The organism is Pseudoalteromonas sp. SG44-5 (assembly GCF_014164175.1).
GTDB classification, from domain to species: Bacteria; Pseudomonadota; Gammaproteobacteria; order Enterobacterales; family Alteromonadaceae; genus Pseudoalteromonas; species Pseudoalteromonas nigrifaciens.
On record NZ_JACJES010000001.1, the window covers coordinates 285,157 to 309,273 of the forward strand.

At 39.6% G+C, this 24,117-nt stretch carries 25 protein-coding genes; 10 read left to right on the forward strand and 15 right to left on the reverse strand.

Features of this window, described 5'->3' with window-relative positions; all coding sequences use genetic code 11:
- Positions 1–67: 67 nt before the first annotated feature.
- Positions 68–1,360, reverse strand: a complete 1,293-nt coding sequence (locus tag H5079_RS01390) for an anti-phage deoxyguanosine triphosphatase (protein WP_182683262.1) — start codon at positions 1,358–1,360, stop codon at positions 68–70.
- A gap of 186 nt (positions 1,361–1,546) precedes the next feature.
- Here H5079_RS01390 and H5079_RS01395 point away from each other — a divergent pair, with 186 nt between their 5' ends.
- Positions 1,547–2,356, forward strand: a complete 810-nt coding sequence (locus H5079_RS01395) for a glucosaminidase domain-containing protein (RefSeq protein ID WP_182683263.1) — start codon at positions 1,547–1,549, stop codon at positions 2,354–2,356.
- Positions 2,349–3,017, forward strand: coding sequence for a DUF2987 domain-containing protein (locus H5079_RS01400; protein ID WP_041454402.1), 669 nt, complete (start codon positions 2,349–2,351; stop codon positions 3,015–3,017). The genes H5079_RS01395 and H5079_RS01400 overlap by 8 nt, the downstream gene beginning before the upstream one ends.
- A 277-nt stretch (positions 3,018–3,294) precedes the next feature.
- On the opposite strand, the gene H5079_RS01405 is transcribed toward H5079_RS01400, so the two are convergent.
- Both H5079_RS01405 and H5079_RS01410 read right to left on the reverse strand, forming a co-directional pair.
- On the reverse strand, positions 3,295–4,473 hold the full coding sequence (locus H5079_RS01405; protein ID WP_182683264.1) for a GGDEF domain-containing protein: 1,179 nt from the start codon (positions 4,471–4,473) through the stop codon (positions 3,295–3,297).
- Positions 4,474–4,613: 140 nt separating this feature from the next.
- Complete coding sequence (locus tag H5079_RS01410) at positions 4,614–5,504, reverse strand: TIGR01777 family oxidoreductase (RefSeq protein ID WP_182683265.1); 891 nt, start codon at positions 5,502–5,504, stop codon at positions 4,614–4,616.
- Positions 5,505–5,676: 172 nt separating this feature from the next.
- On the opposite strand from H5079_RS01410, the gene H5079_RS01415 reads away from it, so the two are divergent.
- Complete coding sequence (locus tag H5079_RS01415; RefSeq protein WP_182683266.1) at positions 5,677–6,711, forward strand: AI-2E family transporter; 1,035 nt, start codon at positions 5,677–5,679, stop codon at positions 6,709–6,711.
- A 50-nt stretch (positions 6,712–6,761) separates the two neighbouring features.
- On the opposite strand, the gene H5079_RS01420 is transcribed toward H5079_RS01415, so the two are convergent.
- The 6 genes from H5079_RS01420 to H5079_RS01445 form a co-directional block, all read right to left on the reverse strand.
- Positions 6,762–7,856: an FAD-dependent oxidoreductase gene (locus H5079_RS01420; RefSeq protein WP_011327963.1), complete on the reverse strand. Its 1,095-nt coding sequence runs from the start codon at positions 7,854–7,856 to the stop codon at positions 6,762–6,764.
- Positions 7,857–7,958: 102 nt separating this feature from the next.
- On the reverse strand, positions 7,959–8,369 hold the full coding sequence (locus H5079_RS01425; protein WP_086995569.1) for a hypothetical protein: 411 nt from the start codon (positions 8,367–8,369) through the stop codon (positions 7,959–7,961).
- Positions 8,356–9,693 carry an ATP-binding protein gene (locus H5079_RS01430; protein ID WP_011327965.1) on the reverse strand — a complete coding sequence of 446 codons (1,338 nt, stop codon included), beginning with the start codon at positions 9,691–9,693 and terminating at the stop codon, positions 8,356–8,358. Before H5079_RS01430 ends, H5079_RS01425 begins: the two co-directional genes overlap by 14 nt.
- Positions 9,687–10,361 (reverse strand): response regulator transcription factor, encoded by a 675-nt coding sequence (locus H5079_RS01435; RefSeq protein ID WP_007375447.1) that lies wholly within the window; start codon positions 10,359–10,361, stop codon positions 9,687–9,689. The genes H5079_RS01430 and H5079_RS01435 overlap by 7 nt, the downstream gene beginning before the upstream one ends.
- Positions 10,362–10,364: 3 nt before the next feature.
- A complete protein-coding gene (locus H5079_RS01440) occupies positions 10,365–10,622 on the reverse strand; it encodes a PepSY domain-containing protein (RefSeq protein WP_011327966.1) in 258 nt (85 codons plus the stop codon).
- A 159-nt stretch (positions 10,623–10,781) separates the two neighbouring features.
- On the reverse strand, positions 10,782–11,084 hold the full coding sequence (locus H5079_RS01445; protein ID WP_058373227.1) for a YciI family protein: 303 nt from the start codon (positions 11,082–11,084) through the stop codon (positions 10,782–10,784).
- 188 nt (positions 11,085–11,272) lie between these two features.
- Between H5079_RS01445 and H5079_RS01450 the strand changes: the two genes are divergently transcribed.
- Positions 11,273–12,697, forward strand: a complete 1,425-nt coding sequence (locus tag H5079_RS01450) for a sodium-dependent transporter (protein ID WP_011327968.1) — start codon at positions 11,273–11,275, stop codon at positions 12,695–12,697.
- A 199-nt stretch (positions 12,698–12,896) separates the two neighbouring features.
- Entirely contained in the window at positions 12,897–13,166 is a 270-nt protein-coding gene (locus H5079_RS01455) for an HU family DNA-binding protein (RefSeq protein WP_011327969.1), read from the forward strand.
- Between the two features lie 84 nt (positions 13,167–13,250).
- Here the strand turns inward: H5079_RS01455 and trpA are convergent, their stop codons facing one another.
- From trpA to H5079_RS01485, 6 genes are read right to left on the reverse strand one after another with little or no spacing between them, the layout of a single operon-like run.
- Positions 13,251–14,072, reverse strand: a complete 822-nt coding sequence (gene trpA, locus H5079_RS01460; protein ID WP_089368170.1) for a tryptophan synthase subunit alpha — start codon at positions 14,070–14,072, stop codon at positions 13,251–13,253.
- Positions 14,069–15,253: a tryptophan synthase subunit beta gene (gene trpB / locus H5079_RS01465; RefSeq protein WP_011327971.1), complete on the reverse strand. Its 1,185-nt coding sequence runs from the start codon at positions 15,251–15,253 to the stop codon at positions 14,069–14,071. Before trpB ends, trpA begins: the two co-directional genes overlap by 4 nt.
- Positions 15,254–15,260: 7 nt before the next feature.
- Entirely contained in the window at positions 15,261–16,625 is a 1,365-nt protein-coding gene (trpCF, locus tag H5079_RS01470) for a bifunctional indole-3-glycerol-phosphate synthase TrpC/phosphoribosylanthranilate isomerase TrpF (RefSeq protein ID WP_182683267.1), read from the reverse strand.
- A complete protein-coding gene (trpD, locus tag H5079_RS01475; RefSeq protein WP_089368172.1) occupies positions 16,618–17,685 on the reverse strand; it encodes an anthranilate phosphoribosyltransferase in 1,068 nt (355 codons plus the stop codon). The genes trpCF and trpD overlap by 8 nt, the downstream gene beginning before the upstream one ends.
- Before the next feature lie 11 nt (positions 17,686–17,696).
- Positions 17,697–18,299, reverse strand: a complete 603-nt coding sequence (locus H5079_RS01480; RefSeq protein WP_041454404.1) for an aminodeoxychorismate/anthranilate synthase component II — start codon at positions 18,297–18,299, stop codon at positions 17,697–17,699.
- 1 nt (position 18,300) lies between these two features.
- A complete protein-coding gene (locus tag H5079_RS01485; RefSeq protein WP_182683268.1) occupies positions 18,301–19,869 on the reverse strand; it encodes an anthranilate synthase component 1 in 1,569 nt (522 codons plus the stop codon).
- 488 nt (positions 19,870–20,357) lie between these two features.
- Between H5079_RS01485 and H5079_RS01490 the strand changes: the two genes are divergently transcribed.
- The 5 genes from H5079_RS01490 to H5079_RS01510 all read left to right on the forward strand — a co-directional run bounded on the left by H5079_RS01490 (position 20,358) and on the right by H5079_RS01510 (position 24,111).
- Positions 20,358–21,212 (forward strand): RNase RNM, encoded by an 855-nt coding sequence (locus tag H5079_RS01490; protein ID WP_182683269.1) that lies wholly within the window; start codon positions 20,358–20,360, stop codon positions 21,210–21,212.
- Positions 21,209–21,829, forward strand: a complete 621-nt coding sequence (locus H5079_RS01495) for an L-threonylcarbamoyladenylate synthase (RefSeq protein WP_011327977.1) — start codon at positions 21,209–21,211, stop codon at positions 21,827–21,829. Before H5079_RS01490 ends, H5079_RS01495 begins: the two co-directional genes overlap by 4 nt.
- A gap of 96 nt (positions 21,830–21,925) precedes the next feature.
- On the forward strand, positions 21,926–22,678 hold the full coding sequence (locus H5079_RS01500) for a ScpA family protein (protein WP_259398038.1): 753 nt from the start codon (positions 21,926–21,928) through the stop codon (positions 22,676–22,678).
- 233 nt (positions 22,679–22,911) lie between these two features.
- Positions 22,912–23,466 (forward strand): cytochrome b, encoded by a 555-nt coding sequence (locus H5079_RS01505; protein ID WP_011327979.1) that lies wholly within the window; start codon positions 22,912–22,914, stop codon positions 23,464–23,466.
- A 66-nt stretch (positions 23,467–23,532) separates the two neighbouring features.
- The gene (locus H5079_RS01510; RefSeq protein WP_011327980.1) at positions 23,533–24,111 is read left to right on the forward strand and encodes a YceI family protein; all 579 of its coding nucleotides are present in this window, start codon (positions 23,533–23,535) and stop codon (positions 24,109–24,111) included.
- Positions 24,112–24,117 lie beyond the last annotated feature (6 nt).

Here is a 24,117-nt window from a genome sequence, read left to right on the forward strand (position 1 = left end):
AGTAACCACAAAAAAACCGAGTAAATAAACTTACTCGGTTTTTTATTAATCGTTTATAAGCCACTCATTATTGAACAGGTGAAAACAGCCGTTGATAGGTTTTATAGGCGTATTCATCACTCATACCACTGAGGTAATCGCAAATAATACGCATACCTTGGTTTTGTTTTTGCGCCTCTATGTACTGGGCTTGCGTGGTTTCGGGTAATAACCGCAGCGGATCGCTTGCAAAAGCGGTAAATAATTCAATCAGTAGATTTTGCCCTTTAAACTCAATTTGTTGCATTTTAGGGTTGCGAATTAAGCGCTGAAACACAAAGTGTTTAAGTATTTGCAGTACACTTTCGTACTGAGTTTCTAGCTTGGCTGTGTATTTTAAAATAGGGCATTCGAACGCTTCGTTTTGCACATCTAAATGAATATGAATGATAAAGGTATTAACCAGCTCGCCTATGGCATCTTTGCGCTCAAAATCATGCTTTGAAAACAGTCGTAAAGTGAGTGATTCAAGCATATCGTTTAACCAGCTATAGTTAAGCGCCTGCAGTTGTGGTAAAGCATGGGTTTGCCAATCATCAAGAGTAAGTACTTTGGTGGCTATGGCATCTTCTAGGTCGTGTACCGCATAGGCTATATCGTCGGCGTGCTCCATTATGGCGCTATCGAGCGACTTATAGCTGGTTTTAGCGCGGTACTTATCTATTGCCGTGTGGTTACTTAACAAGCTTTTATCGTTTTGACTCAAGGGCTCTACTATCCAATTGAATATAGCCGCATCGTCGTTATATAAGCCTTTAGCTGGTCGCCAATCGTCTGCTTTAATAAATGCACGCTCAGGGTTTGCTTTAGGGATAGTGTGCCAAAGCTTATTTATAAATGCAGGGTATTTTATAAAGCCCAATAAGGTGCGGCGGGTAAGGTTCATACCATGGCCGTCGCTGTATGGTTCAAGCTTGGCAACAATACGCAGTGTTTGCGCGTTGCCTTCAAAACCACCGTGATCGCGCATCATATAATTAAGTGCAATTTCGCCGCCATGACCAAACGGCGGGTGGCCAATGTCGTGGGCTAAGCATAGGGTTTCTAGTAATCCGGTTGACGGAAAATGGCTAAATTCGCTGTGTTGTACTTTTAAATGGCGCAGTATGCCGGTGCCAATTTGCGACACTTCTAATGAGTGAGTAAGGCGAGTACGGTAAAAGTCGTTTAAGCCAATACCCATAATTTGGGTTTTAGCTTGCAGACGCCTAAACGCAGCAGCATGAATAATACGTGAGCGATCAACCTGCCACGGTGAGCGATTATCATTAGGGCGGTGTTTATATTGTTCTATAATTCGGCTTTGCCACTGTTTGTCCATACTACTGACTCGTAATTAGTTAATAACGTTAGAATATACCCATGAACTATAAATTGCGAGTGCACACGTTGTACGGTATTTGCGCAGTTAGTGAAAGTTCGCCTTTATAAAGTGGCTTAGGTATAATAACGCTTCGTATGTATGTGCATTACCCATACATAATTTAAAGTTTTATTGAGAGAGTACATGTTAAAAAACATTATAAAGTTTATATTAGCCGCACTTTTTATTTGGGCACTGGCGTTTCCTTTTTTACAAAGTGACGAGAGTGGTTCAGATGAACAAACAAGTTCAGAGCAATCTAAAAAGCAAAAGAAAAAAGAAAAACCGCTGCACAGTGTAACGCTACCAAATTTTTCTGAGTTTGCGGATGTAAAAGATAAAAAGCGGGCATTTTTTAACTTTATTAAACCGCATGTAGAAGCCGAAAATAAAAAGATTTTACAACAACGAGCTAATTTAGAAATTGCTCGAATGATGCTTGAAAACGACTTACCGTTAGATGAAAAACAAAGCAATGATATTGTTAAAATATTAAAGTCGTACGACCTACCCACAACAATAGATAGCTTTACGCTTAAACAAGCACTTCGCCGTGTAGACGTGATCCCTAAAGAACTAGCCCTAATGCAAGCTGCTAATGAGTCTGCGTGGGGAACATCGCGATTTGCACGTATTGGCCTGAACTTTTTTGGCCAGTGGTGTTATTCAAAAGGCTGCGGTATGGTCCCTGGTAGACGTGATACCGGTGCTGCACATGAAGTGGCTGCGTTTAAGTCGGTGCGTGCTGCGGTTAGTTCTTACTTTAAAAATATAAACACCCATAATGCTTATAAAGAGCTGCGATCTATTCGCGAAAACCTACGCTTAGAACAACAACCCATAGCAGCAACATTATTAACTCAGGGTTTAATGTCGTATTCAGAGCGTGGTGAAGCGTATATAGAAGAGCTAAACACTATGATTAACCAAAATAGAGCCTACTTTGATGAATAAAAGTGTATTAAATATAATGACAGCACTGTCGTTAACACTACTGAGTGTTACCGCATTAAATGCCTCTGCTAGAGAGTTTGTAATGTCGTACGATGGCTTTTACGATCGCTTAAAAGTGGTTAATAAAGGTGATTTTCAATATGCGCGAGTTAATTTTTATATTAGCGATATTGGCACTAACGAAGCCTGTGCAATTAAAAGTGGCACAATTTTAACCGAAAATAACGAATACCCGCTCAATTACACCGAACAAGCGCAATTATTACTGCCTTTTGATAAGCAACTTGATACAGATAAAGCGGTTATTGTGGTGCAACCGCAAAATCCGGTACATGACTGTCAGTTAAAATTACAAATAGAAGCGAATGAACTTGAAGGTTTAAGCTTTACTAAACAGTCGTTATTTACTATACACACTGAACTTGACGAACTGTTGGCTGATTTATCGGGATTTTTTGTTAGCAAATTAATGTGGTTTTTATTACCAGAACAAAAAGGCGTAGTTGTTACCTTTAAAAAGCCAATGCATTTTGATGATGAAAGCATTGAGTGTAAAAAATCAGTGTGCTATTTCGCTGTTGCAGACAATTGGCAAGACGATACCAAAGAATTAGCTGATATAGCAGATGTTATAAAAGTAACACCTTGGATAACTAAATAAATATAATTTTATAAAAAATTATTTAAAGCGGCTTTTGCCGCTTTTTTATTTAGTAACCTTAACTCTGGTTAAGAGATTTACTAACGTATTGAATCATAGTTATATTTAGCTTTATTTTCTCTAGCCAGAGATTTTCAGTGAAAACAAGGCGAATTTACGCGTCAATAGCTGGTCTATTGCAAGTGAATTCAACGCAGTTAGCGCTGAAAATAGCTGCTTGAGATAGGTTTATTATCCGCAGTTGAGGTTATTTAGTAACCTTAACTCTGGTTAAGTATTATATTGCGGACGTGTTGGCTTGCGAGAAGAGGGTGTGATCGTATTGGCTAACTACTTTGTCGCGGCCTGTTTCTTTTGCAAGGTATAGGTGTTTGTCGGCGTGTAATAATAGCTCTTTTAAATTTAGCTGGTTAATAGTGGTACTACTAACACCGGCACTAACAGACAGAGGAATGGATTGATCATTACAATAAAATGGTTGCTGACGAATATTAAAGCTTAATTGCTCTGCCAAGGTATTTGCTTGCTCAAGCGTATAACCATTAAGCAATACTGCAAACTCTTCTCCCCCAATTCGCGCTGTTATGCCAATATTCATAAATAATTGGCTGATATGTTGCGCTATCCATTTTAATGCTTGGTCGCCTACATCATGGCCATATTTATCGTTTACACGTTTAAAAAAATCTATATCTAACATAATTAAAGCAAGGGTATGATTTTTATCGGCTGTATTGGCTTTAATGTTTTTACAGGTAGAGAAAAATCCGCGGCGATTTAATAATTGCGTTAACGAATCATTGTTTGCCAAGTTAATCAGCTTAGATTCTGAATTTGCAAAAATAATAAAAGGCAAAATTAAAGCACAGAGTGTGGTAATAAAAAGGTGCGCTATTAATAGTATGTGTAACTGGGGCTTAAAGTCATCATTATTTGAGGTTATAAAGGGGAGCAACAATAAAATAACTTGTCCTAACATCACTAAGCTATGTGTTACTAAGCCTATTATAAGTAATCGTTGCTGTAATTTAGCAACGCAGTGTGTTTTTAATAAAATAAAAGCGCCGTATAAAAATAAAATGGCAACAATAAAGCTTGTTAATATTTGGCTTAAAACATGATTGTATACAAACACGAGTAATAAAGCGCACAAGCCATAAAGGTAAGCCAAAGGCGTTAAGTTTACTACAGCTTTGTTGTTAAACTTATTTAAGCCGATTACAAGTAATAGTGGGCTCAGTATAATAAATAGGTTTGCAAGGTAGTGAGTTAGCCATGGGAGGTTTAGCTCTTCTTTAAAGCTCACAAGTAAAATAGCAGTGGCAAACGAGATACAAGCACCACCAAATAACAAAAAGCTAGTTGTTTTTTTGTGCAGGTAAAAAGAAGTAAACAGTATACCTATCAGTAAGTTGAAAATAAAAGATAGGCTAGTTATAGTTGGTAAGTGCAGCATGTTGTAAGTACTCTTAAATATAAAGTGGCAGAGCAATTCGCTGCGTCCGTGTATTATATACTGTTATAAAATTTAAAAAATCGTTGTAAAGCATTGTATTTATAACTAAATAAGTATTTATAAATGCTGAATGACTGTGCTTATACTAAACTCTCTAATGCCGAATCAATATCAGAAAAATGAAATCGGTAGTTATGCTCTAATGCTTTTTGGGGGAAAACATATTGTCCGGTAATGAGCAGATCAGCCATTTCGCCCATTAACAGCTTTAACACAAGCGCTGGCATAGGAATTAGAGCTGGTCGAGATAACGCCTTACCTAAACTTTTGCTAAATACTTTACTACTTACAGGGTTTGGTGCCGTTGCATTAATAGGCCCAGTCATATTTTTATGTTTTATAATAAATAATATTAACTGCGTCATATCGTCAATATGGATCCACGACATACCTTGCTCGCCATTGGCAATAGGGCCGCCTAAACAGAGCTTAAACGCCGGTAGCATTTTGCTCAAAGCACCGCCTTTTTTTGCTAATACTATACCTGTGCGCAGTAAACACACGCGGGTACTAGTTGATTGAGCTGCTAATGCTGCGTTTTCCCAGTCTTTACAAAGCTGGTGGCTAAACTCATCGTGGGGTTTATTATTTTCTTCATCAATTGGGGTAATGCCTTGGCGACCATAAAAACCAACAGCGCTGCCTGATATAAACGTATGCGGTGGGGTATTGGATGCAGCGATTGCTGCAGATATTTGTTTTGTTAGCTCAATGCGGCTATCGCGAATAATCGATTTTTGCTTATCACTCCAGCGTTTATTTACAATGGGCTCACCTGCGAGGTTAATTACTACATCAACATTATTAAAATCAACCGCTTCTATGTTGGTAACTGCATTTATTTTATGCCCTAAAAGTACGTTTGCTTTTGTGGGGTTACGGCTTAGCACAGTAACACTATGATGATGGGTTAAAAAAGGACAAAGGTGTTGGCCAATTAAGCCAGTAGCTCCAGTAATAAAAATATGCATAACACAGCCTTATTTTTTAATTGCTAGCAAGTGTTTAAAATTTATACTCGCTAGTGCTTGGTTTTGCAAATTTATACGTGTAATGCAGTTTTATGATCACTTAGTAAATATTTCATTTTATTAGCTTTTGCCTTACACTAAAGCCTAATAAAAAATAATAAGGATCATAATATTGGCAAGTTTAACAGGGGTAAATAAAAGCTTAATTATTTTTGCTGCACTAGTTATTGTGCTCGCAGGGATCAAGTCGGCCAGCGCTATTATTATTCCCTTTATTTTAGCGGCATTTATTGCAATTATTTGCAGCCCGCTAATTAAATTTTTTGCTCGCTATCGTATTCCTAAAGGCATTGCTGTTATTTTTGTGGTGCTTATTATTGTAGGGCTAGGAGTCAGCCTTGGCGGCTTGGTCGGGCAGTCAGTTAACGATTTTTCGCAGCAACTTCCGCAGTTTAAAGTTAAATTAAAAGAAGAGTTTGTTTGGCTGGTTGATATAGCGTCGCAGTACAATATTTTAATTAATAAAGACCAAATATTATCTATGTTTGATCCTGGTAAAATGGTTGATGTCGCCACCAATATGCTCACCGGCTTAGGTGGAGTAATGGCGAATATGTTTTTAATTATTTTAACCGTGGTTTTTATGCTATTTGAAGGGCCGTCACTTAATCATAAAATACATTCGGCGCTTAACGATCCTGATAAAAAAATGAAACAAATTAATCGCTTTTTAGACTCAATTAACTCTTATTTAGCCATTAAAACCTTAGTAAGCTTAGGAACGGGTATATTAGCTGCTTCTTTACTGTGGTTTTTAGATGTCGATTATTTTGTATTGTGGGGTGTATTAGCCTTTATGTTTAATTACATTCCAAATATCGGTTCAATTATTGCTGCTGTACCTGCGGTATTATTGGCACTTATAACGCAAGGCCCTTTAGTTGCTGGTTTAGTGGGAGCCGGATATTTAGTTATTAATACTGTGATGGGTAATATAGTAGAGCCTAAATTTTTAGGTAAAGGGCTTGGGCTTTCTACCTTAGTGGTGTTTTTGTCTTTGATATTTTGGGGCTGGTTATTAGGCTCTGTCGGTATGTTGCTGTCGGTACCTTTAACTATGATAGTTAAAATAGGGCTTGAGGCAAGTGACGAAGGCCGCTGGGTGGCAACATTACTAGGTACAGGCGAAGAGCTTATTGAAAACTAATTTATAGCAAAGTAGTATACTACTTTGCTATAAGCATAACTTTACGGCTATTAAACTTTTAAAGCATTAATAGCCGTATCTGCTGCGTTTATTGCACCTTCTAAATATCCTGCCTCTTGCTGCGCAAATTCACTGCCAACAAAATGAATATTTAAGTTAGCTAACTGTGAGCTTAGCCCCGAGTAGTTAAACTCTGGGTGTTGTGAAGGCCCTGTTTTATCATTTTCATTTGCTACATAGGGGTCAGCTGCCCAGTCTTTAATAAAATACCCCGTTGCCGCGTATACTTCATCGCCATAAAAATAAGCAAGTTGCTCTATACACGCTTGTTTTAATTGCTCAGTGCTTACTGTACTGCGCGTTGAATAAGGTACACCAATAAAGCCAAATAGGGCGGGGTGGCCATTATGACTGGCGCTTGCATCGTGAACTTCTACTAATGGCCCAACACGGCTAAAGCATTGCCCAGATAAGTTTTTATCACGCCAAAAAGCATGTTCAAAAGTTGCTATAAATTTAGCTTGGCCTGCCATCCATGTAGGCACTGCAGTTAAGCGATTTATAAGTGTTTGGTCAGCCCAAAGATCAGGAGTTAAGTGTTGGGTTATCATACGTGGGGGGAGCGCTGCAATTAGTTGCTTTGCGCTAAATTGCTTAACTTTGCCATTGTGGTTAGCGGTTATATGCCAGGTATTTTGTTGTTTATGTAATTTAACGACGTGATGCTCTGTTAGGATTGAAGCCGGATTAAGCTGCTCATACAAGGCTTTAATTAAGCTGTACATGCCGCCTGTTAATCTTAGTAGGTGCATTTCGCCTGCACCTGCTATTTGTTGTGGCTTTAGCGTTTGCGCTGCCTGATATAACACATCGCCTTGTGTATATTGTGCAAATACAGGTAAGCATAATAACGAGATAAGTTGTTGAATTTTAGGTTGATGATCAAAAATCCAAGTAGGGCCTAAATCAAAGCTAATAGCACTATTGTGAGTGTCATGTGCTGCTTCAATTCGCCCGCCTAACTGTGGTTTTGCTTCTAATAATAGGTAGGGAATATTGCGTTGCTGTAGCAGGTATGCACTATATAACCCAGCTAAGCCGCCGCCAATAATAATAACGGGTTCATTTGTAGTGGATTTGCTCATAGTAAGCTTTTATACCTTTGTGGTTTGCATTGTAAGGCGCTGGACTATTTATTAGTATCGCTACTTATGTCGATATCAATAGCGCAGCACTTATTTTGAATATTAAAGAGGCCGCTTTAAGTCTAAAGTAAATTGCTCTACTAGTGATAGCTCGCAGGTTTTATAGGTTATTGCGGCGCTCAAAGCGTTAGGTAACTTTAATGAGTAGCGCCATTGGCAACTATGCTTAATATAATTTTCGTTACTGGCAATGCTTTTTATAAACAGCTGTAAAATTTGCGTATTGCCAGTTTCAAATTCTAATTTGTTTAACTCAAATTTGCGCTTTTGGATCCAAGTATTTTGTAGTTGTTTAGCTGTATTTAACTGATCATCTAGGCACTGAATGTAACGCTTAGTAACCTCTGGTGTTGCTTGAGCAGGTAATTTGCATGTTTGCTGGGCAAAGCTTACCGAGCTAAAAAATAATAAAGTTAAGCTTAATAAATAAATTATAAGGTTACTTTTTTTCATGGTAATTAAACTCTAGCATAAACTTGGCTCCGCCTAATTGCTCAGACTTAGAAATTGTGAGTAAGCCACGATACGACTTAACTAAGTCAGATACGATTGCCATACCCACACCATGGCCACTTTCGTAGGTATCTAAGCGTGTGCCTCTGGTAAGCAGAGATTCGCGTTTGTCTTGTGGTACACCTGGGCCGTCGTCGCTAATACTAATACACAGGGTTTTACCTTGCGCTACTTTAATGGTTACTTGCGAGCGACATGCTTTACAGGCGTTATCAATTAAATTACCAAGTAATTCCATTAGGTCGGTTTTATCACCTAAAAAGTAATCTTTTTTACCTACTTTACAGTCAAAAATAATATCTTTATCGCGGTATACTTTACCCATTGCGCTTAAAATAGAGTCTAAAACAGGTTTAATAACGGTTTGTTTTTTCCAAGTGTCGGAAGCACCTGTAGCAGCACGCTTTAATTGATGCTCGATCATCACATTGATGCGATCTAGTTGTTCTTGTGCATCTGCATCATTTGCCAATGGACTCGACTTTAGTACTGCCAATGGTGTTTTAAGTGCGTGGGCTAAGTCGCTTAATGACGCTCTGTAGCGCTCTTTTTGGCGTTGTTGCGACTCAAGTAATAAGTTTAAATCAGCTTTTATTGTTTGTAACTCTACTGGGTACAAGCCTTTTATTTCTTGTATATCACCAGACTCTATCGCTTTAATTTCTTTATCTAGGCGCTGTAGTGGGCGGGCACTCCAAATAAAACCAATTGCCATTAACCCAGCAATTGCTATTCCCATTATAAACATCCAGTCAACCAGTGTTTGTTTAAAGCCATCCATAAGCTTTACTAACGCGTCGTTACGTTTGAGTAAAATAAAGCGTGCTTGCTCAGACTGATCAATATTATTGAGAATAACGGTTAAGCTTAATTGCCAATAGCTGGTGTTATTATACTCCACACGCCTAAAGTCAGCGGCGCCGGCTTTGGGCTCAATATATTCTGGCGTAAAATTAACATTCACCGCCGACTCAGAATACCAAATAGGTACATCATCGCGGTATATCATTGCGTAGGTGTCTGAATTTAAATTATTAAGTTCGGGGGTTAAAATAGTGCTGGGCATAATAATGCCGCGCTCTGTAAAGTCGACTTCAGAAATTAGGGAGTACAGATGGGCTTCGAGGTTTTTTTCTGTTGCATCAACCAAAGAGGCATAATAAGCGGTGCCTATAGAGTAAAACAAAATAGGCAGGGCGACTAACAAAACAAAGACAAGGATAAATCCTTGCCTTATTTTTAACGATATTTGCGGTGCTACCACTGGCTTTTAAGCCTGTAGCCGCGTCCTCGTAGTGTTTCTACAGGATTTAGTACGCCTTCAGGATCTAATTTTTTACGTAAACGCAGTACAAACACTTCAATTACGTTCGAATCAAGGTCAAAGTCTTGGTCGTAAATATGCTCAGTAAGCTCTGATTTAGAAATTACCTTTTGCGGATTAACCATGAGGTATTCTAGTACTTTGTATTCGTATGCAGTTAAGCTTAACTCTTTATCGTCAACCCACACTTGCTGCGAGCGAGTATGAATTTTAATTGGTCCTGCTGTCATTTCTGGGTTTGCTTTACCTGCGCTGCGGCGAATTAGTGCATTACAACGGGCAATTAGCTCCTCAACATGAAATGGTTTTGTTAGGTAGTCATCTGCACCGGCATCTAAGCCTTCTACTTTGTCTTGCCAACGATCGCGCGCTGTTAGTATTAAAATAGGAATGGTAATGCCTTGGGCACGGGCTTTATTAATAAGCTCAATCCCGTCTATTTTAGGTAAACCTAAGTCAACCACAGCCATGTCTAAAGGGTACTCAGTGATATGAAAAAGACCCGCTTCACCATCGTGGCATAAATCTACGCTGTAACGTTCTTTTTCTAGAGCATTACGCAGGTTATCTGCTAAGTGTAAATCATCTTCTATAACTAAAATTCGCATCAATCAATCCTTTTTCACTTCGCCAGTTTTTTTATTTATTTTTAAATCTACGACGTGGCCGTCAGATTTTAAAATTCGTACAGTATAAAAATTTATTTTTTCGGTAATTTTTAATGTCGTACCGTCAGTGGTTTCTTTTGCAAGTACTACCGCTTTCTTTTTGCTTATCTCAACGCTATTAACCTTGGTTATTGTATTAGCTTGCAGCGTATTAGCAAAACAAATACAAGCGAAAAAGTTGAGGATTAATAATACGCGCATGACGGGACTCCTAGATCAGACCTACTCAGTTTAATAAACTGAGTTACCAAAATTCAATTAAATACTTAATAAGAATTTTACGGCAACAGTTTAATAATTAACGAGTGAACAAACCCTGAATTTTATAGTGAGATCATTCAAGGTTAAGTACATGTGTTATTAAGCAGGGAATACTTTTTTATATGGTTTAACAATTGAGTTTTCATATACGCCAGCCGCAACATAAGGGTCGGCTGCTGCCCATTCTCGGGCGGCCTCTAAAGAGTCAAACTGAGCAATTACTAGTGAACCGGTAAAACCTGCATCACTTGGGTCTTCATTATCGATAGCCGGAAGCGGGCCTGCAGTCAGTAAACGGTTTTGCGAATCAAGTTCACTTAAGCGTGCAAGGTGCGCTGGTCGGGCCTCTTTACGCAGTGCTAAGCTGTTTTCAACATCGATTGAATAAATCATGTACAACATAAAGAATCTCATAAAATTTGTTAAATTTAGTTAAGTGTATACTAGCATAGCGTTGAAAAATGGTGAATTAAAAGTGTTTACAGCTTTGTTTACAGTGAGAATATTTTTTTACTGTGTAATTGCTTGAAAAGCGCTGTGTAACACTGTTAGAGTCCCATAGATAAGATAAATAATAACAAGGTTTATACATGAGTGAAAATAGAGAGCATTTTAGCTCCCGCCTAGGGTTTATATTAGCAGCGGCGGGCTCTGCTGTGGGCATTGGTAATTTAGTGGGCTTTCCTGTTTCTGCAACAAAAAACGGTGGTGGCGCATTTTTGCTCGTCTATGCCTTGTTTGTCGCATTTATTTGTTTACCCGTAATGATGGCTGAAATGGCCATGGGCCGTAAAGCGCAAAAAGATCCCCTAGGTTCATACAAAATATTGGGTAACAATGACACAAAATGGAAGTTGGCTGGCTTTTTAGCTGTATTTACTCCTTTTATGATAGCGGTTTTTTATATGGTTATTACCGTATGGATTTTTGGCTATTTAACGCAAACCGCACTTGGTAATTTAGATTCGTTGGCAAACCCTGGACACTTTGGGTTGTTTATTAATAGCTACACAGTATTTGCTTATATGGCAGCTGTGGTACTTGTTGTTAACTTAATTTTGTTAGGTGGCGTAAAGCAAGGAATAGAAAAAGCGGCTAAATTTTTAATGCCGGCATTATTTGTCATGTTAATTGTGTTAGTGGGTTATGTATTAACGCTAGATAACGCGATGGCAGGCGTTAAGTATTATATTATTCCTGATTTTTCTAAAATGAATGCCAGTGTGTTAAATGGTGCGTTAGCGCAAGCATTTTTCTCATTATCGCTTGGTATGGGTATTTTAATGACGTATGCGTCTTATATATCTAAAAAGGACGACATTGTAGGCAGTGCAAAAATGGTCGCGATTACCGACTCATTAGTTGCGTTTGTTGCAGGTTTAATGGTGTTACCGGCTATTTTTAGCTTTGATCCAAATACAGACCCAGCAACGCTTTCTGATTCATCAGTATCGATGATATTTGTATACCTTCCTAAAATATTGTTAGCACTGCAACATGATATTGGTTACTTTGGTGCATCGGCAGTGGCATTCTTATTCTTTTTATTAGTATTTTTTGCTGCAATTACATCACTCGTTTCTATTGTAGAAGTACCTACAGCAACATTAAGCGATCGCAAAGGCATAAGCCGTAAAAAAGCATTGGGTATTTTAACCTTAGCCACAGGCGTACTTACAATCTTATGTACTATGTCGTTTGGTATGGTAGATAGCTTAACGTCGTTTACTGGTTACGGCGGTGAAAGTAAAAGCTTTTTTGATGTAGTTTACGATGTATTTTACGACACCATTTTACCGCTTAACGGTTTAATGGTGTGTTTATTTGTAATGTACCGCTGGAAAAAAGCAAATTTAAGTAAAGAGTTGAGCATAGGCTCGCCTAATTATGCAGGCAGCTTTATGGAAAAATATGTTAACTTTTCGCTTTCAACGTTTATTCCAATTATTTTAGCGACTATATTTATAAACACAGTTGCAACTAAGTTTTTTGGATTGAAATTATTTGGTTTTTAAAAACTGATTAATATTAATTAAGCCGCGTATTTCGCGGCTTTTTTATGTCTGAAATAAATGTACAGCTAATATTAATTGTATTAACGCTGCAGGGTTGACTTGCGTCCTTGTAAGCCTTAGCCTCCCTGACTTTATTTTATATTATGGTTAAATTCCCACGCTTAATTAATTTCATTATGCGTGTATTTAGGAGCATTCAATGAATAAAGCACAACTAGTTACCGCTATGGCTCAAAAAAGTGAGTTAACTAAAAAAGACGCACAAGCAGCACTTACCAGTTTACAAAAAGTAATTACTAAGTCGCTAGCAGAAGGGGATCAAGTTCAAATAAACGGTTTTGGTACTTTTGCATTAAGCTATTACCCAGCACGCACTGGGCGTAATCCACAAACCGGTGCCAGTATTGAAATTGAAGGGGCTAATAAAGCGGTGTTTAAGGCTTCTAAAGCGTTAAAAGATGTTCTTTAATTTTATTCTCCGTTAAATACTTTATTTATAAAAACAAAAAAGGGCATTTTAAAAATGCCCTTTTTTAATTTCCGTTGTAGTTTATTAAAGCGCTGTAGCAGCTTTCATTTTAGTTACAAAGGCTTTTAATTGTGTGGTCATGGTGGGTAAATCATCAAGGTTTGCTTCGATAATTTTAACCACTGCCGAGCCCGAAATAGCCCCCGCAGCACCGGCATTTAATGCGGCTTTTACATCATCAGGCGTTGAAATACCAAAACCTAATAGTGCTGGTGCGCTATGGTATTCTTTTAATTTAGTTACAATGTTGCCCGCTGGCATTTGCGCTTTTTCGTCAGTGCCGGTAACTCCCGCACGCGACAGTAAATAAGTGTAACCTCTGCCATACGATGCGCATGCACGAAGCGTGTCGTCATCAGCATTAGGGGTGGCAATAAAGATAGGGTCTACACCGTTTGCCATGGCTGCCTTTCTAAATGTTTTTGACTCATGCAGTGGCACATCGGCCACTAAAATAGAGTCTACGCCGGCGGCTTTAGCATCTTTATAAAAGGTGTCTATACCGCGCTTAAAAACTAAGTTTGAATATAGTAATAAACCAATTGGAATATCTGCATTGTACTGGCGTATTTGTTTAATAATATCAAAGCAGTCTTGGGTGTTAATGTGTACATTAAGGGCGCGAATATTTGCTTTTTGAATGACTGGTCCATCTGCGATTGGATCTGAAAACGGAATACCTAACTCTAGGGCATCAGCGCCGCCATCAATTAAACTTTTAATAATAGCAATACTTTGCTCTTTACCGGGGTCGCCAATAGTTACAAAGGGTACAAATGCCCCGTGTTTTTGCTCATTTAGGGCTGCAAACATTTTACCGTAGCGATCTGTTTTTACTTGGCTCATATTTGACCTCCTTGCGACAATACATTGTGAACGTGGGCTAAGTCTTTATCGCCTCGGCCACTTAAATTAACCACTATAATGCTTTCATCAGTTAGCGCTTCTGCATATTTAAGTGCATAAGCGAGGGCGTGGCTAGATTCGAGCGCCGGAATAATACCTTCATTTTTGGCAAGCGACTGAAAAGCGTCTAGTGCTTCGGTGTCGGTAATGGCTACATATTGTGCACGACCTGTTTCGTGTAAAAATGCATGTTGCGGCCCAACAGCTGGGTAATCAAGGCCGGCAGATACAGAATACGACTCTTCTATTTGGCCGTCGTCATTTTGCATAATATAGGTGTAAGTACCGTGCAATATACCTTTAGTGCCTTTACAAATAGTGGCACCGTGCTCGTGTGTATCTAAACCTTTACCAGCAGGCTCAACACCAATGAGCTTTACACTTGGCTCGTTAATAAAATCACTAAACATACCAATGGCATTAGAACCGCCGCCAACACAGGCAATAACGGCATCAGGTAGGCGACCTTCAGCTTTTAGTACTTGTTGTTTTGCTTCTTCACCAATAATTTTTTGGTATTCACGCACAATAGTTGGGAATGGGTGTGGGCCCGCTGCAGTACCAAGTAGGTAGTGCGCATCTTGATAATTTGCTGACCAGTCACGTAGTGCTTCGTTTACAGCATCTTTTAATGTGCCTGAACCCGCTGTTACCGGAATCACAGTCGCGCCCATTAGCTCCATTCTAAATACGTTTGGTTGCTGGCGTTCAACGTCTTTTGCACCCATGTAAATACGGCATTTTAAACCCAGTAGAGCACAAGCAAGTGCTGTAGCAACACCATGTTGGCCTGCACCTGTTTCGGCAATAACCTCTGTTTTACCCATACGTTTAGTTAATAACGCTTGGCCAAGTACTTGGTTAGTTTTGTGCGCGCCACCGTGCAGTAAATCTTCACGCTTTAAATACAGTTTAACCTTTGGGTTTTTAATTAAATTACGCGTTAAAGTAAGTGGCGTAGGGCGACCCGCATACTCGTTAAGTAATTTTGAAAGCTCAGCCTGAAACTGTGGATCTTTTTGTGCTTTGTTAAATTCGTTTTCTAACTGCTTAAGCGCAGGGACAAGTAGCTCGGGTACAAACATACCGCCAAACTCGCCAAAATAAGCTGGATTTTTCATTTTAACCTCAATAATTTCTAATACTTGTAAATGCGTTTTGTAACTTGTTAGGGCACTTTTTACCCGGAGACTGTTCCACTCCAGAATTAAGGTCTAGCCCTAAGGCGCCTTGAAAAAGTGCCTCTTTAATGTTCTCAGGATTTAAGCCTCCAGCAAGCATAAAGGGGGTGGTGGCATCACGTAGCACCGACCAATCAAATGTTTTACCTGTACCGCCAGCTTGGGTGTTGCTGTGGGTGTCGTACAAAATGCGATCAACACCATGTACTGGAGTCGGCAATGCATCTTTTATTGCCTGTGCTTTCCAAATTTCGCAGTCGCTAGGTAGTTGTGTACGCAAGGTGGTAATGTAATCGTCACTTTCTTTACCGTGTAATTGCACAGCCGCCAATTTTAACACACTTGCGTACTGGGCTACTTGCTCTATAGGCGCATCTACAAATACCCCAACAAAGTTAAGCGGTGCACTTTGGCTAAGCTCTATGGCGCAGTCTAAGTCGACATAACGAGGCGACTTAGAATGAAAAATTAACCCGCCATATACGGCGCCACTTTTATACGCTGCAAGCGCATCTTGGCTGCGCGTTAAGCCACATACTTTGTTATCGCCTAATATAACTCTTTTGCAGGCTTGTTCTAAATCGCGTTCGCTCATAAGTGAGCTGCCAATTAAAAAGCCATCGCAAAGTGGCGCTAATCGTTTTACGTCTTGGTGGGTGTAAATACCCGACTCCGAAATAACGACTTTATTAGCCGGAATAAGTTTACGTAGCTTTTCGGTGGTGGCTAAATCTGTACTTAAATCGCGTAAGTCTCTGTTGTTAATGCCAATTATTTTAGCATTAAGGGCAAGCGCACGGTGTACTTCTGCTTCGTTACTTACCTCAGTTAGCACCGACATATTTAACGAGTCAGCAACGCTATGCAATGCTTTATAGCTTTCATCGTCAAGTACTGAGAGCATTAATAATATAGCGTCGCCGCCATAAATACGCGCCATATATACTTGATACTCGTCTATAAAAAAATCTTTGCAAATAAGAGGTTGCTCTACTTGGCTACGTACAAACTCTAAGTAATCAAAGCTACCTTGAAAATACTTGGTGTCGGTTAGCACGCTCATACAGCTGGCATACTTTTTATAAACCGAGGTTATTTCTGTTAAATTAAAAGGTTCTCTAATAAGCCCTTTAGACGGCGATGCTTTTTTACATTCTAAAATAAACTGAATGCCAGGGGCTGCAAGTGCTTTATAAAAGCTGCGAGTTGTTGGCACCGCAAGGTGCTTAAAGCTATCTAGTGGGCGAGCGGCTTTGCGCTCAATTAGTTCTAATTTTTTATCAGCAACAATTTTGTCTAATACATTAGCCATTACTTACCTCAATAATTGCATTTAGTGTGTTCATGGCTTGCCCTGAACTTAATAACGTGTGTACTTGTTGTGCGCCGTCTTTTAGCGATTGCGCTTTACCACTTAGGTATAACAGTGCGGCCACATTAACAATAATAGCGGCATTATGCGCTTCATCACCCTTACCTTGCAAAATAGCAAGAGAGACATTAGCGTTGTATTGTGGGCCTTCACCGGTTAGTTGTTCAAGTGAATAGTTTGCAAGGTCAAAGTCACTTGGGTTAAGCGTATACTCGCTAATGTTGCCATTATTTAACTCAACCACAGTAGTTGGGCCGTGCAGAGCAATTTCGTCGGTGCCAGAGCCATGTACTATCATTGCGCGCTTGGTGCCTAGGGTTCTTAATGTTTGTGCCATAGGTAGGCATAAATTGGGGTTGTATACCCCGAGTAACTGTACTTCAGGCGCAGCTGGATTTACCAAAGGCCCTAAAATATTAAAAATAGTGCGTGTTTTAAGGGCAGTACGTACGCCCATTGCGTGGCGCACGCCTGGGTGGTACTGAGGTGCAAACAAAAAAGTAAAGCCTGTTTGTTCTAAACAATTTGCCGCTTGTGCTGGCGTCATTTCAATATTGATGCCCAATGCTTTGAGCAAATCGGCAGAGCCTGAGTTACTCGAGACACTGCGATTACCGTGTTTTACCATATTAATACCTGCCGCGGCTGCAACAATAGCAGCGGTAGTGCTAATATTAATTGTATTAGAGCCATCGCCACCGGTGCCGCAGCAATCAGCAAGTTGGTTACGGGTAGTATTAAAGGCAAGCGCATTTTCTCGCATAGACGCCGCAGCGCCAGCTATTTCATCGCTGATTTCGCCTTTTGATTTTAACGCTATAAGCAGTGCGCTAAGCTCAATATCACTCATGTTACCTTGCATTATTTCATCAAACAGCGCTTTAGATTGCGTGTAGCTTAATGATTGGTTGCTTATCAGTTGCTCAATTGCAGTTTGAATGCTCGCATTGTGCATATTAGCACTGAGAACATTAATGTTTTGCTTGGTTTGTATACTCATTATGTTCTCCTTTATTGGCTAGCGGTTAAGTAGGCAATGCTTTGCTGTAATAGCTGCGCGCCGTTTGGGGTTAAAATAGACTCAGGATGAAACTGATACCCTAAAACATTGTCATCATGATGATAAATAGCCATAGGAATATCTTGGTATTGGGCAATTACTGCAATATTATCAGGCACTTTAGTGGCCATTAAAGAGTGATAACGCGCTACGGGCATAGTGCTGCCCATACCGTTAAATACTGGGTGTTCACCTAAATCAATTATTGACGATTTGCCGTGTACGGTTTCCCCAGCATGGCCAATTACGCCGCCATAACTTTGGGTTAAAGCTTGCTGGCCTAAACAAATACCCAGCATAGGGAAGTGACCTTTGGTAAGCGCTATTAAATCCATTAAGCAGCCTGCATTACTTGGTGTGCCAGGGCCTGGGGAAAGTACTAATAGCACTTGGCCTTGCTCTTGGCGCATTTTATTAAAAATAACCTCAGCGCTAATATTGTTTCTGTAAACAACCAGTTCACAGCCAAGCATAGTTAGCTCGTCAACTAAGTTATAGGTAAACGAGTCAAAGTTATCTAAAAAGTAAATTTTAATTGGGTGTTGCTGGCTCATGTTAACCCGCCTCGAAAGTAGATTTAATAGCAGTAATAACCGCTTGTGCTTTAGCACGGGTTTCGTTTGCTTCTGACTGCGGATCTGAGTCAAATACCACTCCGGCTCCGGCTTGCACGTAAGCAATATTATTTTTTACAAAGGCTGAGCGAATAACAATGCAGGTATCCATAGCGCCATCACCGGTTAAATAACCTACAGCGCCACCGTAGCTACCACGGCGTTTACCTTCGGTTTGGCGCACAAGTTCTGCAGCGCGTACTTTTGGTGCACCAACTAAGGTTCCCATGTTCATACATGCTTGGTATGCGTGTAGTGCATCAAGCTCTGGCTTTAGCGTGCCGACAACGCGCGACACTAAATGCATTACTTGAGAGTAGCGGTCTACTTTTAATAGCTCTTTTGCAAAGCGCGTACCGGCTACGCTAATACGGGCAACATCGTTACGGGCTAAATCAACTAGCATTAAATGCTCAGCGCGCTCTTTTTGATCGTTTCTCAGCTCAAGCTCGATGCGGCTATCTAAGTCTAGATTTATTTGACCATTCGCAAATTTGCCACGCGCTCGAGTACCTGCAATTGGATACACTTCGACCTGTTTTGATGCCACAGTGTATTTAAGTGCTGACTCGGGTGATGCACCAAATAAAGCAAAGTCTTCGTCGCGCATATAAAACATATACGGGCTGGGGTTTTGCTGTTTAAGTTTGCTGTAAGCATGAAGTGGATCGGGGCAAGGCAGCGAGAAAGTACGCGAAGGCACAACCTGAAATATATCGCCATCTACAATATTCTTTTTAAGCTTAATTACTTGTTCGCAGTAAGTTTCGTCGCTTATATCAATAGCAACATCGCATTCGCCGCTTTGCATCTTGGCGCTAAATTGTGCAGCGTTATCGCATAAGGTATTTAAGCGCTCTAACTCTTTACCTACTTCAAAGCAGTTTGCATGTACGTCGGGGCCATTAAATACATTACCAATAAGTTCTGTGGTTTGTTTTTGATGATCAATTACCACTAGTGTTTCGGCTAAATAAAATACGTAATCGGGGCAGGTGTTTTCGCCGTCTGGCACATCACTTAACTGTTCAAAATTGGCTACCATATCGTAGGCAAATACACCGCCTAAAAAAACCGAAAAAGGATTGTTGGTGGTGCTTTTAATACTGTTAATACAGGTGCGCAGTGCACTGAATGCATTATCGGCAACCAACTTACTCGCTTCGTCAATATCATTGTTTGAGCTTAAGTACGCAAGCGTTAATGTTGTCTCGTTTAGAGTGGCTTCGCAGCTTTTTACATTGGCTTGTAAATAGCTTAGTAGCTGTTGCCCATTATTTGATTGCGCTGTAATCGTTACGGTTTTACCCTGGCATACAATACGCAGTGCGCAATCAACTAAAATTAAACTTTTAACACTGTCTTTAGACTCAATTTCAGCCGACTCAAGCAGTAGCGAATTTGGCTTATCAAGTGCGCTATATAGTGCAAGCGGGCTACTAATATAGTCGCGTACTTGCGTAATGCTGGTTACTTCACCTGGTGTGGTAGTTATGTGACTAAAAATCAAACCTCATTCCCTCAAAAAAATAAAACCCCGCAATGCTGTGCAATGCGGGGTTTAAATAACGATATCTAAATTACAAACAGATCATTACCGTCCCGCTAAATTAAGCGCCACCAACGATGTGTAAGAGTAAGATTGTTATTCATGTTTTTTAGCCTCTAATGCTTTTTATTTTTTCCAGTCGTTACTGGTTAAAAAGATACGTTTAAATAATAATTATAAAATTTAGTGATAAAAAAACCCGCACAGTTGCGGGTTTTGAATATTTGTTAGACACGACAATTCATCACCCGGAAATTACGAGTGCCACCACCAAATAGTGTTTAAAGTAGAATTGTTCATTATTGTTAATGCTTATAGTGTCTTTAAGTGGCTACAGTAAAACGTATCATATGCTTTGATGTCAAGTGTTTATTTAAAAACAATTTAGTTAAAAAACTTGTTATACTAATTACTGATACTTTCCACACTTAATTTTAAGTAGTTTTCTTTTGATAAAATATGATTTACATAGCCATACAACACATTCCGATGGGCAGCTAAGCGTTGCAGAGCTATTGCATCGTGCTGTTGATAAAAATATAGATGTGTTTGCTATTACAGATCACGATACTGTGGCGGCCATAAAGCCTGCTCAGCATATTATTGATACCGAAAACCTACCATTATCGCTGATCACTGGAGTTGAAATATCAACCCGCTGGGAAAGCTTTGAAATTCATATTGTGGGGTTAAATATTGATACTGAAAATTCAGACCTAACGGCTTTATTGCTAGAGCAACAGCAAAAACGCGAAACTCGCGCGTTAGAAATAGGTACGCGCCTAGCTAAAAATGGCTTTGATGATATTTACGAGCAAGCCAAAGAGCTTGCAAAAGATGCGCAAATTACTCGCGCGCATTTTGCTCGCGCTTTAATAGCACGCGGTGTTGCAAAAAACTTTCCTGGGGTATTTAAAAAATATTTAGGGCGCGGAAAAACCGGTTATGTACCAAGTAGTTGGTGCGATATGCAAACGGCTATTAAGGCGATTCATGCCGCTGGTGGAGTGGCGGTTTTAGCTCACCCTAGCAGTTATCAAATGTCTAATAAATGGCTACGCAAATTATTGGTTGAGTTTAAATCTGTCGGCGGAGACGCAATGGAAGTTGCTCAGCCTCAGCAAGCACCAAGTGATCGTCAATTTTTAGGCGAGTTGAGCCGTGAGTATGATTTGTTGTGTTCACAAGGGTCTGATTTTCATTTTCCGACAAGCTACTTAGAGCTTGGTAAAAATCTATACTTACCTAAGGATTGCCGCGGCGTTTGGCAAGCTTGGGAAAAGCAAGAAGGAGCAGCAACATGAGTCAACTATTTCATATTCATCCAGAGAATCCACAATCAAGGTTAATTCAACAAGCTGCCGATATAATTAAGCAAGGCGGCGTTGTTGTTTACCCTACAGATTCGGGGTACGCCATAGGGTGTAATATTGGTAATAAACAAGCAAAAGAGCGTATTGAGCGTATTCGTGGCATAGAAAAACACCATAACTTTACCTTAGTGTGCCGCGATTTATCTGAGCTTTCTACGTATGCACGCGTAGATAATCAAACCTTTAGATTAATAAAAAACAATACTCCCGGGCCTTATACTTTTATTTTTAAAGGCACTAAAGAAGTACCAAAACGTTTATTAAACGACAAGAAAAAAACCATAGGTATACGCGTTATAGCGCATCCTATTGCGTGTGCATTGCTAGAGGAACTTGGCGAGCCACTCATGTCGTGTTCACTTATTTTACCAGGTGAAGAATACACTGAGTCAGATCCAGATGAAATTATTGAGCGATTAGATAAACACGTAGATTTAATTATCCATGGTGGTTATTTAGCAGAGCAAGCAACCACAGTGGTTGATTTATCTGAAGATGAAGTGCAAATTTTGCGTGTTGGCTGTGGTGATACTAGTCCGTTTGAGTAAAAAATAGTGAACGAAGAAAACACCAAACCAATAAGCACCCCCATTGAAAAGCCAGTGCAGCAAAAGCTGCCACTGGCTTTTTTACATGGTAAAGCCATGGTTGATAAACCGTCTGATTTATATATTCCGCCAGATGCGCTGGAAATTATTTTAGAAACGTTTGAAGGCCCGCTCGATTTATTGCTGTATTTAATAAAAAAACACAAGCTTGATGTTCTCGAATTGTCTATTTTTAGTATTACAGAGCAATACATGAGTTATGTTGAAATGATGACTGAGTTTCAACTCGAACTTGCGGGCGAGTATTTAGTGATGGCAGCCTTATTGGCGCAAATAAAATCTCGTTTACTGTTGCCCGTACACAAAGAGCTAGAAGAAGAGGAAGATCCACGTGCAGAGCTTATTAAACGTTTGCAAGAATACGAGCAATTTAAAAAAGCCGCCGAGAACTTAGACGAAATTCCGCGGGTGGGTCGTGATATTTTTGTAGCCCATGCTGCTATGCCGGTGGCTGAAAATATCACTGAGCAGCTTCCTGAAGTGCAACTTAAAGATTTACTTTTTGCCCTGAGCGATATAATGGCGCGCGCTAAAACACTAGAACATCACTTAATTAGCGCCGAAGTACTTTCTACCCGTGAACGCATGAGCCAAATATTGCAGCAGTTATCACATACTCAATCGGCTTTACCATTTAGTGCACTTTTTACTGTTAATGAAGGGCGAAGCGGTGTAGTGGTGAGCTTTATCGCTATACTTGAGCTGGTAAAAGAAGGGTTAATTACCTGCCTGCAAGTGACATCAGATAGCCTTATTTATGTGAGCCTCAGCAAAAAATCGACTCAATAGTTATTAATAAGCACTCAAAAACAACCTCTTTTAATAACGATTACAATTAACAATAGTTATTAAAAAGCTCCGCATGCAAGTCTTATAATTCTCTACTTATTACCTACTAGTTAATAAAATTGGCTGCGTAAACATACTTCTGTGCGTATATGCACGTAAAGTGTTTGTAAATGTTATTCCTATTTATGCTCTTGCGCGATATTGTAGGTGTAATAACATAAAGGAATAGAGACATGTTTAAAAACTCGCCTGCATCTTACGGGCTTATTGCGATTATTTTACATTGGCTAATGGCATTAACTATCTTTGGTTTATTTGGCCTTGGCTTGTACATGGTAGAACTTACCTACTACGATAGTTGGTATAAAGGCTCATTAGACTTGCATAAAAGCATAGGTTTGACTTTAGCTGCGGTGTTTTTGTTTAGAATTTTATGGCGCTCTTTTTCGACTCAACCTAAGCCACTGGGTACTAACAAAACAATGAACCAAATAGCGCACACTGCCCATATTATTATGTACATTATTTTGGCGGTTATTGTTGTAGCAGGCTATTTAATTTCTACCGCAGATGGGCGAGCTATCGAAGTGTTTACGTTATTCAATGTGCCAGCAATAAACTTTACATTTGACGGACAAGCCGATATTGCTGGGGAAGTGCATTATTACGCAGCCTGCACTTTAATTGGTTTTGCTGTACTGCATGCACTAGGTGCATTAAAACACCATTTTATAGATAAAGATAAAACATTAATTCGAATGATTAAACCAATTAACGCTAAAAATTAATAGCTAACCTGAACTCAGATTAGCTATTAATGTTAACGGGTATTTACCAATAAAAGGATGATTACAATGAAAAAACTACTATTAAGTACCGCGGTATCAGGCGCTATGCTGCTATCGGCAAGTGCTGTAAACGCTGCTGATTATGTGATTGATACACAAGGCGCACACGCGTTTGTAAATTTTAAAATAAAGCATTTAGGCTATAGTTGGTTACATGGTCGCTTTAATACCTTTGACGGTACATTTAGTTATGATGCAAAAACACCAAACGCATCACAGATCACGGTAAACATTGATACCACGAGTTTAGATTCTAACCATGCAGAGCGCGATAAGCACTTACGAGGTAAAGATTTTTTAAATGTTAGTAAATACCCAACGGCAACGTTTAAAAGTACCAGCGTAAAGTTTGATGACGACGATTCTGGTGAAGTGACGGGTGAGTTTACTTTGCATGGCGTTACTAAAACCATTACCTTTGAAATAGATAAAGTAGGCGAAGGTAAAGATCCATGGGGTGGTCATCGTGTAGGCTTTGAAGGCGAAACTAGCCTTAAGTTAGCTGACTATGGCATTGACTACAATTTAGGCCCTGCATCAACTCATGTTGATATTGGTTTATCTATTGAAGGTATTCGTCAGTAATATCTG